General features: G+C 28.6%; 15 protein-coding genes and 1 riboswitch. Of the genes, 13 read left to right on the top strand and 2 right to left on the bottom strand.

Annotated features, from left to right (window positions below):
• Positions 1–206 precede the first annotated feature (206 nt).
• From VLM92_RS03330 to VLM92_RS03300, 7 genes are all read left to right on the top strand, one after another.
• Positions 207–551 (top strand): EscE/YscE/SsaE family type III secretion system needle protein co-chaperone, encoded by a 345-nt coding sequence (locus VLM92_RS03330; protein ID WP_325274931.1) that lies wholly within the window; start codon positions 207–209, stop codon positions 549–551.
• 137 nt (positions 552–688) lie between these two features.
• Complete coding sequence (locus VLM92_RS03325; RefSeq protein WP_325274930.1) at positions 689–1,648, top strand: LCP family protein; 960 nt, start codon at positions 689–691, stop codon at positions 1,646–1,648.
• A 673-nt stretch (positions 1,649–2,321) separates the two neighbouring features.
• On the top strand, positions 2,322–3,104 hold the full coding sequence (locus tag VLM92_RS03320; protein ID WP_325274929.1) for a tyrosine-protein phosphatase: 783 nt from the start codon (positions 2,322–2,324) through the stop codon (positions 3,102–3,104).
• 115 nt (positions 3,105–3,219) lie between these two features.
• Entirely contained in the window at positions 3,220–3,693 is a 474-nt protein-coding gene (locus VLM92_RS03315; protein WP_325274928.1) for a hypothetical protein, read from the top strand.
• A 108-nt stretch (positions 3,694–3,801) separates the two neighbouring features.
• Positions 3,802–3,887, top strand: a riboswitch (cyclic di-GMP riboswitch).
• Positions 3,888–4,023: 136 nt separating this feature from the next.
• The gene (locus VLM92_RS03310; protein WP_325274927.1) at positions 4,024–4,752 is read left to right on the top strand and encodes a CpsD/CapB family tyrosine-protein kinase; all 729 of its coding nucleotides are present in this window, start codon (positions 4,024–4,026) and stop codon (positions 4,750–4,752) included.
• Positions 4,753–4,897: 145 nt separating this feature from the next.
• A complete protein-coding gene (locus VLM92_RS03305) occupies positions 4,898–5,278 on the top strand; it encodes a hypothetical protein (protein WP_325274926.1) in 381 nt (126 codons plus the stop codon).
• Positions 5,279–5,554: 276 nt separating this feature from the next.
• Positions 5,555–6,592 carry a polysaccharide deacetylase family protein gene (locus tag VLM92_RS03300; RefSeq protein ID WP_325274925.1) on the top strand — a complete coding sequence of 346 codons (1,038 nt, stop codon included), beginning with the start codon at positions 5,555–5,557 and terminating at the stop codon, positions 6,590–6,592.
• 31 nt (positions 6,593–6,623) lie between these two features.
• Here the strand turns inward: VLM92_RS03300 and VLM92_RS03295 are convergent, their stop codons facing one another.
• The gene (locus VLM92_RS03295; protein WP_325274924.1) at positions 6,624–7,001 is read right to left on the bottom strand and encodes a hypothetical protein; all 378 of its coding nucleotides are present in this window, start codon (positions 6,999–7,001) and stop codon (positions 6,624–6,626) included.
• 307 nt (positions 7,002–7,308) lie between these two features.
• A complete protein-coding gene (locus tag VLM92_RS03290) occupies positions 7,309–7,566 on the bottom strand; it encodes a DUF1294 domain-containing protein (RefSeq protein WP_325274923.1) in 258 nt (85 codons plus the stop codon).
• Between the two features lie 136 nt (positions 7,567–7,702).
• Here VLM92_RS03290 and VLM92_RS03285 point away from each other — a divergent pair, with 136 nt between their 5' ends.
• The 6 genes from VLM92_RS03285 to VLM92_RS03260 form a co-directional block, all read left to right on the top strand.
• Positions 7,703–8,311, top strand: a complete 609-nt coding sequence (locus VLM92_RS03285) for an NUDIX hydrolase (protein WP_325274922.1) — start codon at positions 7,703–7,705, stop codon at positions 8,309–8,311.
• A gap of 225 nt (positions 8,312–8,536) precedes the next feature.
• The gene (locus VLM92_RS03280) at positions 8,537–9,601 is read left to right on the top strand and encodes an iron ABC transporter permease (RefSeq protein WP_325274921.1); all 1,065 of its coding nucleotides are present in this window, start codon (positions 8,537–8,539) and stop codon (positions 9,599–9,601) included.
• A 5-nt stretch (positions 9,602–9,606) separates the two neighbouring features.
• Entirely contained in the window at positions 9,607–10,851 is a 1,245-nt protein-coding gene (locus VLM92_RS03275; RefSeq protein WP_325274932.1) for an ABC transporter ATP-binding protein, read from the top strand.
• Positions 10,820–11,935 (top strand): adenosylcobinamide amidohydrolase, encoded by a 1,116-nt coding sequence (locus VLM92_RS03270; protein WP_325274920.1) that lies wholly within the window; start codon positions 10,820–10,822, stop codon positions 11,933–11,935. Before VLM92_RS03275 ends, VLM92_RS03270 begins: the two co-directional genes overlap by 32 nt.
• A 26-nt stretch (positions 11,936–11,961) precedes the next feature.
• A complete protein-coding gene (locus VLM92_RS03265; protein ID WP_325274919.1) occupies positions 11,962–13,158 on the top strand; it encodes an ABC transporter substrate-binding protein in 1,197 nt (398 codons plus the stop codon).
• Positions 13,159–13,171: 13 nt separating this feature from the next.
• Positions 13,172–16,201, top strand: a 3,030-nt coding sequence (locus tag VLM92_RS03260) for a cobaltochelatase subunit CobN (RefSeq protein ID WP_325274918.1), incomplete at its 3' end; no start/stop codon positions are given.

Here is a 16,201-nt window from a genome sequence, read left to right as displayed (position 1 = left end):
ACCTGCTGAAGATATAATTTACTGTTTAGAAATTAATTAAGAACTATAAAAGGAGAACTATATCATAAATAAAAGTATTAATGGATTTAGCATACTATGATTTGAAACAAGGTATATATAAAACTATTTTTCTAAGTATCTTTTTTGATTAAAAGCACATAATAAGCTTGTGTAATTAAGCATGAAAAATATATGGAGGTAAAAAAATGCCAAATATGAAAAATAATCAAGGAATGTCAAATATACAAAACAATCAACAAATGCCAAACATGCAAAACAATGCAGGAATGCCAAATAATCGAGGAATGGTAAATAATCCAGGAATGATAAATATGCAAAGTATGCAAGAAGTACCAAATATGAGACGTAATAATGCAAGACAACAAGTTCAAGATGTATCTAATCAACTTCAAAATTGTCAAAATTCTTTAAATCAAGCATTAAACTCAGTAGAAAAACCAGAAAACAGACAAAAAATACAAAATACTCTTAATTCAGTAAATAGCGCATTACAATCAGCTAATACTACACTTTCAAATTATCAAGAATAGCATATAATAAGAGCATATTGTGATAAATAGTATGCTCTTTTTTTATGTCATTTTATAGAAAAATATGTTAAAATGTAATTTAAAGATTTTATAAATTATATTATCTAAAAATTATTACTTTAAGTGTGGGGGGAAATATGAAAAACTTTAAGAAGATATCATTAATACTAATAAGTATTATAGTTATAATTGGATTAGTAGGGGTTGGTTTTGTATATTCTAAATTAAACTCTATATATGTTAAGGATGAGGTTGTAAAAAACAAAGAAGAATCAAAAGCATCTATGGTTGATGGTATAACTAATATATTACTTGTTGGCACTGATGGTGAGTATGTAGAAAAAGGTAATAGATCAGATTCTGTTATGTTAGTTACTATAGATAGTAACAAAAAGGATATTAAGATAAGTTCTATAGCTAGAGATACTTATGTTGATATACCAGGATATGGTACTGAAAAGATGACTCATGCTTATGCGTATGAAGGTATAGATCTTTTAAAGGAAGTTTTTAAGGTTAATTTTGATATTGATGTAGATAAGTATATTGCTGTTAACTTTGTTTCATTTATGGATATTATGGATGAATTAGGTGGGGTTGAAGTTAATGTTGAGGAAAAAAACATTGATTCGATTAATAATTCTATAGATGCGTGTTATGAGTATTATTATAATAGAAAAGATGAAGTAGAAAAAGAATATATAACAAAAGCTGGTGTTCAAAGATTAAATGGGTATCAAGCTCTTGCTTTTAGTAGAATAAGATATACTGATAGTGCTTTTGCTAGGGATAATAGACATAGAGAAGTTGCACAAAGTGTTTATAAAGAGTTTCTAAAAAAAGGGCCTGATGAGTATAAAAGATGTTCTGATATAATTCTAGAGAACACTAAGACAAATATAAGTCCTATGGAGATGTTAAATTTAGGATACACTGTGCTTAATATTAATGATAAAGAAATAGATCAGCTACAGTTCCCATTAGAGGAATATAGAAATGGTCATATTATAAGTAAGGAAAAAGGTTGGGTTTTAGAGTGGGATAAGGAAGAAAACTTAAAGGCTTGGCATAAATTTATTTATGGTGAAGATAATTAATCAAACCATAAAATAACCCAAAGTCAAAAACCTAAAAAAGATGTGATCTTAATGACCACATCTTTATTTAGATAAATATGTTAATAAGATATAAAACTACGTAAAAGACTACTAATTCGATTATGATTATAAATTCTGTTTTAATTATTATATTTAGAGCTTGTGTTAAGATTAGTTGACTTCGTTTGCAAGATTTATATCGCCTGTATAGTTTGTTAATACAAAATACTATTATTGCAAGGTAAAATATTATAACTAGTAGTATGGTTGCTAGTCCTGTCAGATATATGAAGGTGCGTACTATTGATATTATTAACCTATAGCACAAAAAGAGCAATATTAGTATCAGTGCTGTTAGGGATGTTGCGGCTAATATTGATAGTTTTAGATTATCTTTTTTATTCATAAGCAAAGCATCTCCTTTATTTCGTAAACTATATATTATATAAGATGAACCGTTTGATAAAAATAGAACTACATTGTATTTAATAAAATTTAATATACTAGGATTAAGAAAAAGTTTATTCAATGAAATTTCAAAGTTGAAATTTATTAAGTAATAGATAGATTAGGCAATAGCCTAATCTATTTTTATGCATAAAAATGTAGATTAATATCATTATTTACGTTAATATTTATTATATAAACAAACATCATGGGAGGAGTTAAATAAATGATAGATATACATTGTCATATACTACCTGGAGTAGATGATGGCTCAAAGGATTTAAATGATTCTTTAGAAATGGCAAGAATTGCCCAAAGAGAAGGAATAAAAACTATAATAAATACTTCACATTATCATCCAGACTTTGATTATGCAGTAGGGGAAAAGCTTTTAGAAGAATTGGTAAGCTTTAATAAAGCATTAAGAGAAAATGATATAGATATAGAAGTCTTAATTGGTAATGAACTTTATTATAGCGATAATTTATTAGAATATATGGATAAAAAAGAATTTTATACTTTAAATAATAGTAAGTACATATTAATCGAGTTTGCACCTAATAGATTTCCTAAAAACTTATGCGATGTAGTATATGAGTTGAAGATAAGAGGGTATATACCAATACTTGCTCATGTTGAGAGATATCATGAAATTCAAGAAAATCCAAAGCTTATACAAGAAGCTATTAAAGAAGGTGCACTTATTCAGGTTAATGTATCTAGTGTTTTAGGAAAAGGGCCAAGTTCAGCTAATAAAAGTTGTGAGGCACTATTAAGACATAATATGGTTCATTTTATAGGGACTGATGCTCATGGATCTGATAAAAGAAGGCCTTTGATTAAAGAGGCTTATGAATATGTTTTCAAGAAATATGGTGAGGATAGGGCTAATAGATTATTTTTAGATAATCCTAGTAGTGTTATAAATAATGAAGATATAATTCTTATAGAATTAGCAGAAAGTGCTCCTAAAAGAAGTTTTTTAGCAAAAATATTTAAAAGAAATTAATTATTTTATACTTAAATGTAAAATAATACTAAATAACTATGAAGAGATTATAAAGGTTTATAAATTTATATATAGAAAAGATTATTATATAAAAGTATCGCAAAGGAGAAAAAATATGAATAATCAAGAGAAAAAAATTATAATTGGGGGAGTCATGATAACAGCTCTTGCTTCGGCAGGTTTTTCCATAAGCCAAGGTAATATAGCTGCAGCTGATGATGATTATAAAAGCCCACCTAAAATTATAAAAGAGAAGGAAGAAGCTGAAGTTATTAAGCAAGATATAGAATTAGAAACAGAAAAAGAAGAAGATATTAAAGAAAATGTATATGAAGTGGATAAAAAAGAAGTAGATAATAAGCAATACGCTCCAAGTATTTCTAAACCAAGTACAAAGCCAGTTCAAAAACCAGAACAGAAGCCGGTTCAAAAACCGGAAGAAAAACCACAAGAAAAACCGGAAGAAAAGCCACAAGAAAAACCAGATGAAATACCTCAAGAAAAACCAGACGAAATACCAGATCAAAAACCAACACCAGAGCCAACACCTCCACAAGAACTTAATCCAACGCAACATAATGAAGATTAAGGTTTAGGAGGTAGACAAGATAGTTCAATTCATAATATGGAAAAATTTGTAAATAAAATGTATACAAAAGTAAAAATATGTTATATAATGTAAAAAGTATTGAAAATATAATTTTATAGGCAAACTTAGGGAAATCTAAGGACGCAAAGCTATAGGGGCTAATGTATATTATACGATGCCAGCCAGTTGCCAACGAGAAATTTTTCTCATTGTAAATACGCTGTAAGTGTATTAATTTTTAATGGCAACTACCTTTAAAAAGGTAGTTTTTTTATGCAAATATATGTCGTTGGCGTTTTAGTGAATATTAAACATAGGAGGTATTAAAGCATGAAAATCATAAGTTTAAAAAATCCTAAGTCACCTGTATCAGAGGCATATAGAAGCATTAGGACTAATATTGAATTTTCTAATGTAGATGAAAATATAAAGGTAATTATGGTTACGAGTAGTAAGCAAAATGAAGGGAAAAGTACTGTTATTTCAAATTTAGCAGTGAGTTTTGCTTCTTTAGAAGATAAAAAGGTTCTTATCATTGATGGAGATCTAAGAAATCCAACTGTTCATAGAACTTTTGGAATTAGTAATATATATGGTGTGACAGATATATTACTTGGATATAAGACTTTTGAGGAGTGTGTTGGAAGTGTTGGCAGTAGCAATTTAGATATTTTGACTACTGGAAAGATAGCTCCAAATCCTTCTGAAATGTTAGGTTCAAGTAGGATGAGGGAGTTTATAAATAGTATTAGGGATAGTTATGATTATATATTTATAGATGCACCTCCTATTGGTATTGTAACTGATGCTGGTGTTATGAGTAGCTTTGTAGATGGAACGGTGCTAGTTGTTGCATCTAAAGAAACTGATGTTGAAATGGTAAAGATTGCAAAGGAAAGATTAAATCAAGTTAATGCTAAGATATTAGGATGTGTGTTAAATAAATTTGAAGAAAAAAAATCAGCTTATGGATATTATGGTTATTATAATGAAACTGAAGGTGCTAAGCATAGGATAAAGAAAAAGAAATTTTCTTTAGGATTTGGTATGTTTAAATAGTTTGTTTATAATTATTTTTATTAAGAAAAGCTATAGAATTTAGGGTTAGTTTAAATACACCTATTTCTATAGCTTTTTTTGTGTATTTTACTTTATGTAACTGCATAAATATTATTAAATAAATATATACATAAGGAGAATTGATATGAAGTTTGAAGAATTACTAATAGACTTATATCCTATAAACAACAAAAACAACAAATTAAAAAAATTTATACAAAATCATTTAGATGGGGAATTATTAACATCATACATTCAAGAACTAGCAGTATATATGGTAGCAGCAACTAAAGTATCTGGAGCAACTATATTAGAAAAAATACTACATGAACAAAACATAGACTCACTAAACGAAACATTTAAATACGAAAAAGAAGATATAATAAAAGAAGACATATACTTTGAACTAAAAGAAGATGAAGAAGAAAACGGCTATTTTTTCATAAAAACTAATGACGAAGTAATTGGCATAATAGAAGAAGACATACAATTATTTAGACAACTACAAAATTTTATACTGGACTAGTTTTGATAAAGTTTGTAATAATAATGCGAATTAGTGAATTATAATATAGTAGCGATTATATAGTCGCTACTTTTTTTGATTAACAAATATAAATTTATAAAATAAAATAATATAGATAAAGTTAGATAAATATAGAACTATTTTTTTGACGTAGGAGATTTACATTTAGTTTGGATACAAAATTGTAAATTTTATTCACTGGACATTTATTCTTAAAGTAATATAAAATAGTTACATAGCAAAAAACGACGGAATAGAATATGCAAGGGGGGTATTATGACGAAAAAAAGTAAAATAAATTTTAGTACTAAAAAGAAAAGTAAAATAAATTTTAGATCAAATAAGAAAAATAAAATAAATTTTGTGTCAAATAAGAAAAATAAAATAAATTTTGGATCTAATAAGAAAAAACGAAAAGTTGATATTAAGCAACTTTCATTAATATTAGTTGTTTTTTTAGTAATAGTATTTATGGGTGTAAAGGTAGTGGGAGCGACTACATCATATATAGAAGACAAAAGAGAAGAAAAGATATTAATGCAACAAAAATCAGAAGCAAAAAGACTAGCCGAAGAGAAAAAGCGTAAAGAAGAAGAAGCTAAAAAGAGAATGATAGGAGTTAACCATGAAGCAAAGAAAAATGCTTATGATGCATTAGAAGTAGCTAATAAGTTAAAAAACCATAATTACTCAAATAATGGAGAAAAAATTGTGTTTTTAACATTTGATGACGGAGCATCAACAACAGTTACTCCTCAAATATTAGACGTATTAAAGGCGAATGGAGTTAACGCAACGTTCTTTGTAACTGGTAGAAATATAGAAAGAGGCGGAGTAAAAGCAAAAGAGCTTATAAAAAGAAGTTTTGATGAAGGAAATTCTATAGCAAATCATTCATACAGTCATGATTATAAAATTTTATATCCTCAAGGCACTGTAGATTTAGAAAAATTCACTAAAGATTTCAAAAAAACTGATGATATGTTAAAAGATATAATAAGCCCCTACTTCTCAACAAGAGTTATAAGATGTCCAGGAGGGCATATGTCATGGAAAGGGATGGATGTATTAGAGACATATCTAAAAGAACATAATATGGCGTCTATAGACTGGAATGCGATAAATGGAGATGCTCAAGGCAAAAAGAAAAATGCAAATGAATTACTTGAACGTACTAAGAAGACATCAAAAGGAAAAGAAATGGTGGTTTTATTAATGCATGACACTTACGGAAAAGAAGAAACAGTTAAGGCATTACCACAAATAATACAATATTTTAAAGATAATGGATATGAATTTAAGACATTAGCATAGATATAATATAAAAAAATAAGTTCCTTAAAATTTATAAGGAACTTATTTTTTTATGTTTGTTTATACCATTTATGATTATACATACGAATTGAATCATTGCTATCATAAAACATAAGAAAGTTATAATAGCGTCAACTATATTGTGATTATGAGTAAATGATGTTTTAGTTGATAAAAACCAACTAGATAATAATAAAAATACTAGTATTAAATTAACTAATATTAAATTAGTTTTGGCTAAGTAAGAACAATAGATACTAGCGAAAATACCTAAGTTAAATAAAATTAACAACGAAATTTGAAAATAAAAATTTTCTGGGGTTGCAGCGAATAGAGCTTTTAACTTCCACATTAAAAACGCAAAGCAACTAAGAGTTAGAGCAGCAATAAAATCTACGTATTTATTCATATATCCCCCTGTAATAAATACAATCAATTGAATCTATTTATAATAAATTTTTAACGGTTCTACATATAATTAGACTACTTAATAAATTATACGTATTCTCTATGACCAGTTATATTATAACATATGTATTTCCAATAATTGGTAAAATAATAACGCAAATAACTTTGATAAAATGCAAAAATAGACTTATAATGAATATTCTAACAAATAGTCTACATAATTTTAATTACGATATCTAATAAATGATAATTAAACATAATAGTTATGTCGAATAATAAAAGGGAGAACGTTAATTAAGGTCCATGCATTAAAATGATTTAATGAATAAAATTTGAATAAAAATTATAAATGGAATTCCGATTTTAAATTTTATTTTTTTTGTTTTATGTCTAAAGATATACATTCCAAAGATACTACCGAAGCTTCCTCCTACAATAGCTAAAGACATAAGAGTATATTCACTAATTCTCCACTTATGATTTATTGCTCGTTGTTTATCAATAAACATGGCTATAAAAGAAATTATATTAATAATAAATAAATAGACTAATAATAAATTTTCCATATTACCTCCTAATAGATACTTGAATTATTTATTTAACTATATCATAGATTTTAAAATAATGATAAAAAGATAAATTATTGTTATAATAAAAAATAGTAGATTGAAGTTTATTTGATACAGAAAGGGAGTATTAATGATGAAAAATTCAAAGATAAAAGATGTAAAACCTTTAGTACAAACTAAATTTGTGGGATTATATGATGTGGAATATAAAAATAAAAATAATGATGATAAACATTGGATGGTAGCTTCAAGAAAAAATGAAAAAGAATTAAAAGAAATTTATTTACAAGGTAAAGAAGATAAAATAGATGCTGTAGTAATTGCAGCACTTCATAAAAGTGAAAATAAATTAGTTTTAATAAAGCAGTTTAGAGTGCCTATAAATAATTATATATATGAACTGCCTGCAGGCCTTGTAGATAATGATGAGGATATACAAAAAACAGTAGCAAGAGAATTAAAAGAAGAAACAGGTTTAGATCTTATAGAAATTAATAAAATAAATAGCAAAGATAAAGTTTATTTATCACCAGGGATGACTGATGAATCTGTTGCATTTGTATATTGTTTGTGTGATGGAAAGTTAAGTAAGGAATTTTTAGAAGAGGATGAAGATATAGAAGCTTTATTGATATCTCAAGACAAAGCAAAAGAGATACTAAAAGGAGAAGAAATTATAGATATAAAATCTTACTTAATGCTTCAAATGTTTGTTAATTTAGGAGATAAATTATTTATTTAATGTTAAAAAGACTTCAACATCATAATATTTGATGTTGAAGTCTTTTTTTATAGTCAAAAAGTTAAAGTGTGAGCAAAATGAATGATTTTGTACTAATTTTGTACTAAATTCAACATTAAAATGCCATATTTTATATGTATGATTAAATAGAATGAAATTATTCCAAAACTTAGTGTTTTGTTATAAATAGATATTGTTAATTTGTCTTGGGGGTGAGAATTTGGGATGGCACAGTATGAATTAAATGAAAAATTATTAGGAAATAATCAAAGAGAAAAAAAAAGAAATAGACAGTTAATTTTTATTGGAATACTACTATTTTTTACTGTAATAGTATTTTTATTAAGTGTATCCATTGGTTCTGTAAATATAGGCCTAGAAAACGTTATAAAAATATTTGTAGGCGGTAATATAGAAAATAGTACATATAAACCTATAGTTATGAATATTAGGCTTCCACGAGCCTTAGCAACAGTTATAGGAGGAGCATGTCTTGCGATTTCAGGTCTTTTACTTCAAATATTTTTTAGAAATCCAATTGTAGAGCCATATGTACTTGGAGTTTCCTCTGGAGCTACTTTATTTGTAGGGATTGTTGTATTGGGAGGATATACATTTGGATTAAAATATGTAACTCCAATGTTTTTATTTGGAGGAGCTTTTATAGGTTCTATGACAGTTATGCTCATAGTGGTATTTGCAACCAAAAAAGTTAAAAACATTACAACTTTATTAATCATAGGTATTATGGCTGGATTTATATGTAGTGCTATGACAAGTATACTTGTGGCATTTGCAGATAAAGAAAAAATAACAGGATATCTTATGTGGACAATGGGGAGTTTTTCAGGCTTTTCATGGACTCAGGTAAAATATTTGTACCTAATAGGTACACCTTTTATAGCTATAACATTTATGATAAGTAAACCTTTAAATGCTATGCTATTTGGAGAAAAGTATGCTATATCAATGGGGCTAAATATAAAAGTTTTTAGGATTATTATTGTATTAATTTCTAGTGTATTAACAGCAGTAATAACGGCATTTGCAGGGCCTATCTCATTTATCGGGTTAGCTGTTCCACACATGGTAAGAATTACATTTGCTACATCAGATAATAAAATTTTAATTCCAGCAGTAATTATCTCAGGAGCATTTATGATGTGTGTATGTGATTTAGGAGCAAGAATGCTATTGTCACCAATAGAATTACCTCTTGGAGCAATAACTTCATTAATTGGAGCACCAATTGTTTTATATTTACTTTTGAGAAAGGAGAATGCGCTTTGAATAATGTGATTGTTGCTGAGAATTTGGATGTTGGATATGATAAAAAAGTGGTGGTAGATAATGTTAATATACAAGGCATTAAGGGACAACTAATTTGTTTGTTAGGGCCAAATGGATCGGGGAAATCAACAATTTTGAGAACTCTTACAGGATTACTTGCTCCATTAAAAGGAACGGTCTATATAAACGAAGATAATATAAAAAATATAAAAAAATCAGATTTGGCAAAAAAACTTGCTGTTGTTCTTACGGAACAAGTATCTTTAGGACTTCTTACAGTTTTTGAAATTACATCTATGGGACGTTATCCTCATACTAATTATTTAGGTAAGCTTACAGATGAAGATATTGAAATTATAGAGGAAGCGTTATGCTCAGTTAATGCAATACATTTAAAAGACAGATATTATTGTGAACTAAGTGATGGTGAAAAACAGAAGATAATGATTGCTCGTGCGCTTGTTCAACAGCCAGAACTTATAGTATTAGATGAGCCTACAAGTCACCTTGATATAAAGCATAAGGTAGAGGTAATTAGTATATTACATAAATTATGTAGAGAAAAAAAGATTACAGTAGTTTTAGCATTACATGATATTGATCTTGCAATTAAGGGATGTCAGACGATTTTACTAATACAAAATGGTAAGATTATAGATCAAGGTTCACCTGAAGAAGTTATAAAAACAGGTACAATACAGAAACTTTATGAAATAGAAGGAGCTCAGTACAATGAATTACTTGGAAGTTTAGAATTTTCTAGCTCTCAAAACGTAGAGTTTTTTGTTACTGGAGGAAATGGAACTGGAACTGGGGTATATAGAGCAATATCAAGAGCTGGATATGGGATGTATTGTGGAGTATTGCATAGCAATGATATAGATATACATGTTGGAAAATCATTAAATTGTAATGTTATTGAACAAGGCGCTTTTCAAAAAATTAGTAGTAAGAACTTTGAAATAGCTAAAGAAAAAATAAAAGATATTAAATATGTAATCGATACTGGTTTTCCAGTAGGAGATATAAATAGATTTAATATAGACCTTATTATAGAGGCTATAAAAATGAATAAAACAGTTTTTACATTATGTAAAAAAGATGAATTAAAAGAAAGATATGGTCAGTTCAATAATAAAGTACATCATTGTTCAAGTGTATGTGAATTGATGGATTGTATTTCAAATAAAAAAATTAAAAGAAGGGGAGAGTATTTTAATGATGATTTACAAGTTACCAACAGGGGATAAGCTACATAAATACAATAGGTGCTTAGTAGTACCGTTTGAAGGTAAGCGAAAGGTAATGAGTACTTCTATGCACAATGGAGGATATAGAGAAGACCTTACAGGAATATTTAATCATGATGTAAATCCAGGTCCAGGAAAACTATGTGAATACTGCAAACCAGATCAGAAAGAATTAATAAAAAGATTTATTATTGATGAGTTAGGATTAGATTATGAAACTGTTGCTTACATGGCAACCATTGTATCGATGGATAGTGCAGCAATTAAAAGTGAAAATTATGATGAATTAAGTGTTACAGCAATTGCTACTGCAAGTCTTGAAGTAAATGGTGGAAGAGTAGGGGAACCTGCTACATGTTATGAAAAACATGGTCAAAGTATTAATCTTAGACCTGGAACGATTAATATAATGGTTTTTGTAAATGCAGATATGACACCAGGATGCATGGCTCGTTCAATAGTAACTGCAACTGAAGCAAAAACAGCAGCTCTTCAAGAACTTATTGCATCAAGTCTAAATTCAACAGGAATTGCAACAGGTTCAGGAACAGACAATATAATGATTATTGCTAATGCTGAGTCTGATAATACGTTAACTTATGCAGGTAAACATGGAAAGCTTGGGGAGTTAATTGGAAAATTAGTAATGAGTGCAGTAAAAGAATCTTTAGAAAAACATATGGGGCTTACTGAAAAAAGTCAGCATAGTATGTTAGCAAGATTAAAACGATACGGTGTAAATGAAAAAAACTTCATTGATAAATTAGACGAAAATTCTTTGGATAAAAAATATTCTGTTGCAGAGTTTGTTGATTATATACATAGCATAGATTCTAAAGCAGAAATAGTGACATTAACATCATTATATGTTCATTTATTAGACCAGCTTAATTGGGCATTAATATCTATTAAAGAAGCTGAAACTTGTGGAAATATAATTTTAAAAAATATAGCACAGTATTTAGGGACAAGCTTAAGTTTAGAAGATATACATTCAAAAACTAAAGATGAGTGTATTAAATTAATGTTGGAATCATTTATAAATACTATATATTTGGGATTAGATTTAAATAACTTAAAATAATTAAAAACAAAAGGGGAGATTATATCATGAAAATGAAAAAAGAATTAAGGAAATTTATAGCACTGGCAATGGTTGTTAGTTTGCCTATTATGTCAGTAGGATGTACGAAAGATACATCAACAAAAGACTCAGGAGCATCTAATAGTGTAGCAGAATCATATGATCCAGGAAGTACTATGAAATTACAATTTGCTAAGAATTTTAAAATAGATTACTTAAAAGATGGAATGAAAATTGTAACAGATGGTCAAGGAAAGCAATTACTTTTACTGCAAAAAGATCAAGAAGCACCTGAGCAATATAAAGATTTACCATCAGTTACTATTCCATTAAAGGATGCTATTTTTACAAGTACAACACAAGTAGCATATTTAAGAGCTTTTGAAGATGATTCTGTATTTGATAGTATAGTTGGTGTAAGAGCAACAAAAGATGATTGGAATTTTGATGCAATGAAAACACGTATGGAAAGTGGACAAATTAAAGACATTGGAAGTAACACTATGACAGACATGAATTATGATTATGAAGTTATACAGTCTTTAAATCCTAAAATGGTATTTACAACACAAGGAATGGGAACTGAACAACAAAAACTAATGGATATGTTAAATGGTTCTAATATTCCTTATGTATTTGATGCTTCAAGTACTGAAGATGACTATAGAGGAACAATGGAATGGATGAAACTTTATTCAGCTTTTTATAATCTAGAAGAAGAAGCACAAAAAGATTTTGATAAAGCTATTAAGAATGTTGATGAAATGAAAGAAACAGTAAAAGATGCTGAAAAACCAAAGGTTGGATGGGGAATTGTATCAATGGGTAAAGTTTATGTAGAAAATGCTGGATCAAAAAGTGCTCAGATGGTTAGAGATGCTGGTGCACAATACTTATTTGATGATATTGGAGTAGGCCAAGATGGTGTAACTAGTATAAGTGTTGAAGAACTGTATAGCCGTCTTTCAGATGCAGATATATTCATTAATAGAGGCATGCCTAAGTATGGACCAGATAAAAAATCTATTACAGATCAAGCTCCTATACTTGCAGATCTTGAATGTTTTAAAGAAGATAAAGTTTGGCAAATTACAGATGACTTCTGGAGTACTTACCACAACATTGACCAAAAGTATGTAGATTTAGCAGCAATGTTCCATCCAGAACTTTATAAAGATCATAAAGTTAAAAACTTTTTACTTATGCCAGATGTAGCTAAGTAATGGAGGGGGATATATGTTAAATTTAGTAGTTATTATGACAAGTACAGAGCCATTTCTCACATTTAAGGAAGCTTGTGTAGAATTAGAAAAACAATATCCTGGTAAATTTAATGTTAGTTTATACAGTACAACTGATCTTGATAATGATAAAGAAATTTATTCTTCATGTGTTAAAGATACTGAAAAAGCTGATTTTGTATTTATGAATATTCATGGGTCACTTTCATTTTTTAAAACTTTCCTTGAATATTTTGAAAGCTTTAAAGGTAAGAAAAAGTTTTTTATCAATACTACTATTGAAGAAGAAGTTTCAGAAACATTTTCAGATTGTGGCATAATGCCAGAGGATTTTAAAACAATTTATAAATACTATAAATCTGGTGGAGTTGATAACTTTATAAACCTTATAAAATGGATAGGAAATCAATTTAGCAAAACAGATGCATCTTATGATGCACCTGTTTGCCCTAAGTGGAGTGGAATATATGATCCAGATTATGATACTAAAGATGAAAATATATATTTAAAAGAAGCTAGAAGCGATTTAAAACCTGTAATAGGAATTATTATTAATGTAATGTTATTACAAAAAGATAATCTTTTACATGTTAATGAATTAATTAGAACTATTAGAAGAAATGGAGCTATTCCAGTATGTGTTTATTCAGATATGTTGCCAGATAAAGAATTAGGATGTGAAGGGATAAGAGCAACTTTAGAAAAATATATGATATTTGAAGATAAAGTTATAGTAGATGCAATTATAAATACTACTGCATTTAGTCTTACTATACTATCAGATCCAGGGGATGGTTCAAAACCAAAAGAAAATAGTGTATTTGAACTTTTTAAAGTACCTGTTATTCAAGCAATGACAACTCTACAATCATATGAAGAGTGGAATAATTCTGTAAAAGGCTTAGATGGATTGTCACTAAGTTGGAGTGTATTTCAACCTGAATTTGATGGTCAAATAATTGCTTTTCCTTTTGCAACTAATGAAGTAGTAAATACAGAACTTGGAAACAAAAGAATAGCATCTCCAATTAATGATCGTATTGAGAAAATAGTAACATTAGCTATAAATTGGTCAAAGTTAAGACATAAAAACAATCCTGAAAAAAAGGTTGCAATAATATTACATAATAATCCTCCACGTAATGACACTATAGGAGGTGCAGCAGGTCTTGATACACCTGTATCAGTTTACAATTTAATTAAAAGATTACAAGAATGTAAAATACATACAGATTACGATTTTGCTGATGGAAAAGAGATAATAGATAAAATTATTGCAGGTCTAACTAATGATGGAAGATGGTCTTCACCTGAGAGAATGCTTGAAAAAAGTATTGATACAGTAGATAAAAAGCAATATGAACAATGGTTTAATACATTTATTCCTCGTATTAAGGAAAATTTGATTAAATATTGGGACGAGCCAGTTGGAGAATTTATGGCAGTTGATGAGCAATTACTAATCCCAGGAATATTAAACGGAAATGTTTTTATAGGGTTACAACCTCCTAGAGCTTTTGAAGAAAAAGCAGAAGAAATGTATCATAGCACTGATATTCCTTGTCCACATCAATATATTGGATTTTATAATTGGGTTGAAAAAATATTCAAAGCAGATGTGATTATCCATGTAGGTACTCATGGGACAATAGAATGGCTTCCAGGAAAAGAAGTAGGTTTATCTAAAGATTGCTATAGTGATATTTGTATAGGGTCTACTCCACATTTATATCCATATATTATAAATGCACCGGGAGAAGGAACACAAGCAAAACGTCGTACTTATGCAACAATAGTAGATCATATGGTTCCGTCTATGGTAGAAAGTGGAGTATATGATGAATTAGGTGAAATGGATGAGTTAATGAAACAATATTATCATGTTAAAAGTGCAGATCCTAAAAAACTACCTTTTGTAAAAAATCAAATATTAGATTTAGCTATAAGAATTAATCTTCATGATGATATTGGACTAACTACTGAGCAAATGGAAAAAGACGTAGATGGATGTATAGAAAAACTACATGCTTGGGTAAGTAAAGTTCAAGCATGCGATATAAATGATGGTTTTCATATTTTTGGAACTATTCCACAAGGTGATAGATTTAGAAATATGCTTAAAATGTTGGTTAGAAATAGGAATGGAGATATCCCTTCATTACGAGAAGGAGTATGCGATATGTTAGAACTTGATTTTGAAAAGCTTCTAGCATCTCCAGAAACAGCAACTGAAGATGGAAAATCTTATGGAATATTATTAGCTGAGGCAGATGAAGTTGGAAGGCAATTATTTGTTGAACTTGAGAATTATGATTATGATATAGAATGCATTGATACTATTGTAGATAAGTTTAATATAAAAGGCACGAATAATACAATAAGATTAAAAAAATGCTTATGTTTTGTATGTTCGGTTGTAAAACCAAAAGTTATGAAAATTACAGATGAAATTGATAACATAATAGGAGCGATTCATGGAAGATTTGTACCACCAGGACCATCAGGTGCACCTACAAGAGGAAATGTTAGAATATTACCTACAGGTAGAAACTTCTACTCAGTTGATCCAGGTGCTATGCCATCTCGTGCTTCATGGGAAGTAGGAAAGACATTAGGGGATCAGTTAATTGAGCGTTATCTTAAAGATGAGGGCAAATATCCAGAAAGTGTATCTATGTTAGTTTATGCTACTGAAGCTATGAGAACTTATGGAGATGATATTGCTGAAACTTTTTACTTGTTAGGAGTACGTCCTGTATGGCTTGGTAATACTGATCGCGTAATAGGTATTGAAGTTATACCAATGGAAGAACTTAAACGTCCAAGAATAGATGTAACACTTAGAATTACTGGTTTATTTAGAGATGCATTTCCAAACTTAATTGAGCGTGTAGAAGATGCAGTAAATTTAGTTGCATCACTTGATGAATGTAATGAAGTTAACTTTATCAAAAAGCATGTAGATGAAGAGGTATCAGAGCTTATAAAACAAGGAATAGATTTAGAACAGGCTTATGAATATTCA

Origin of the sequence: Romboutsia sp., from assembly GCF_035470145.1 — a bacterium.
GTDB lineage: Bacteria > Bacillota > Clostridia > Peptostreptococcales > Peptostreptococcaceae > Romboutsia_D.
Note: the sequence above shows the minus strand (reverse complement) of the source record. Positions and strands in the feature narration are given on the sequence as shown.

What these genes read in the sequence shown, in the direction of transcription:
- VLM92_RS03265 (WP_325274919.1), top strand. Translation starts at nt 11,962, where the DNA reads ATGAAAATGAAAAAAGAATTAAGGAAATTTATAGCACTGGCAATGGTT.
- VLM92_RS03310 (WP_325274927.1), top strand. Translation starts at nt 4,024, where the DNA reads ATGAAAATCATAAGTTTAAAAAATCCTAAGTCACCTGTATCAGAGGCA.
- VLM92_RS03295 (WP_325274924.1), bottom strand. Translation starts at nt 7,001, where the DNA reads ATGAATAAATACGTAGATTTTATTGCTGCTCTAACTCTTAGTTGCTTT.
- VLM92_RS03285 (WP_325274922.1), top strand. Translation starts at nt 7,703, where the DNA reads ATGAAAAATTCAAAGATAAAAGATGTAAAACCTTTAGTACAAACTAAA.
- VLM92_RS03315 (WP_325274928.1), top strand. Translation starts at nt 3,220, where the DNA reads ATGAATAATCAAGAGAAAAAAATTATAATTGGGGGAGTCATGATAACA.
- VLM92_RS03300 (WP_325274925.1), top strand. Translation starts at nt 5,555, where the DNA reads ATGACGAAAAAAAGTAAAATAAATTTTAGTACTAAAAAGAAAAGTAAA.
- VLM92_RS03280 (WP_325274921.1), top strand. Translation starts at nt 8,537, where the DNA reads ATGGCACAGTATGAATTAAATGAAAAATTATTAGGAAATAATCAAAGA.
- VLM92_RS03325 (WP_325274930.1), top strand. Translation starts at nt 689, where the DNA reads ATGAAAAACTTTAAGAAGATATCATTAATACTAATAAGTATTATAGTT.
- VLM92_RS03270 (WP_325274920.1), top strand. Translation starts at nt 10,820, where the DNA reads ATGATGATTTACAAGTTACCAACAGGGGATAAGCTACATAAATACAAT.
- VLM92_RS03330 (WP_325274931.1), top strand. Translation starts at nt 207, where the DNA reads ATGCCAAATATGAAAAATAATCAAGGAATGTCAAATATACAAAACAAT.
- VLM92_RS03290 (WP_325274923.1), bottom strand. Translation starts at nt 7,566, where the DNA reads ATGGAAAATTTATTATTAGTCTATTTATTTATTATTAATATAATTTCT.
- VLM92_RS03320 (WP_325274929.1), top strand. Translation starts at nt 2,322, where the DNA reads ATGATAGATATACATTGTCATATACTACCTGGAGTAGATGATGGCTCA.
- VLM92_RS03305 (WP_325274926.1), top strand. Translation starts at nt 4,898, where the DNA reads ATGAAGTTTGAAGAATTACTAATAGACTTATATCCTATAAACAACAAA.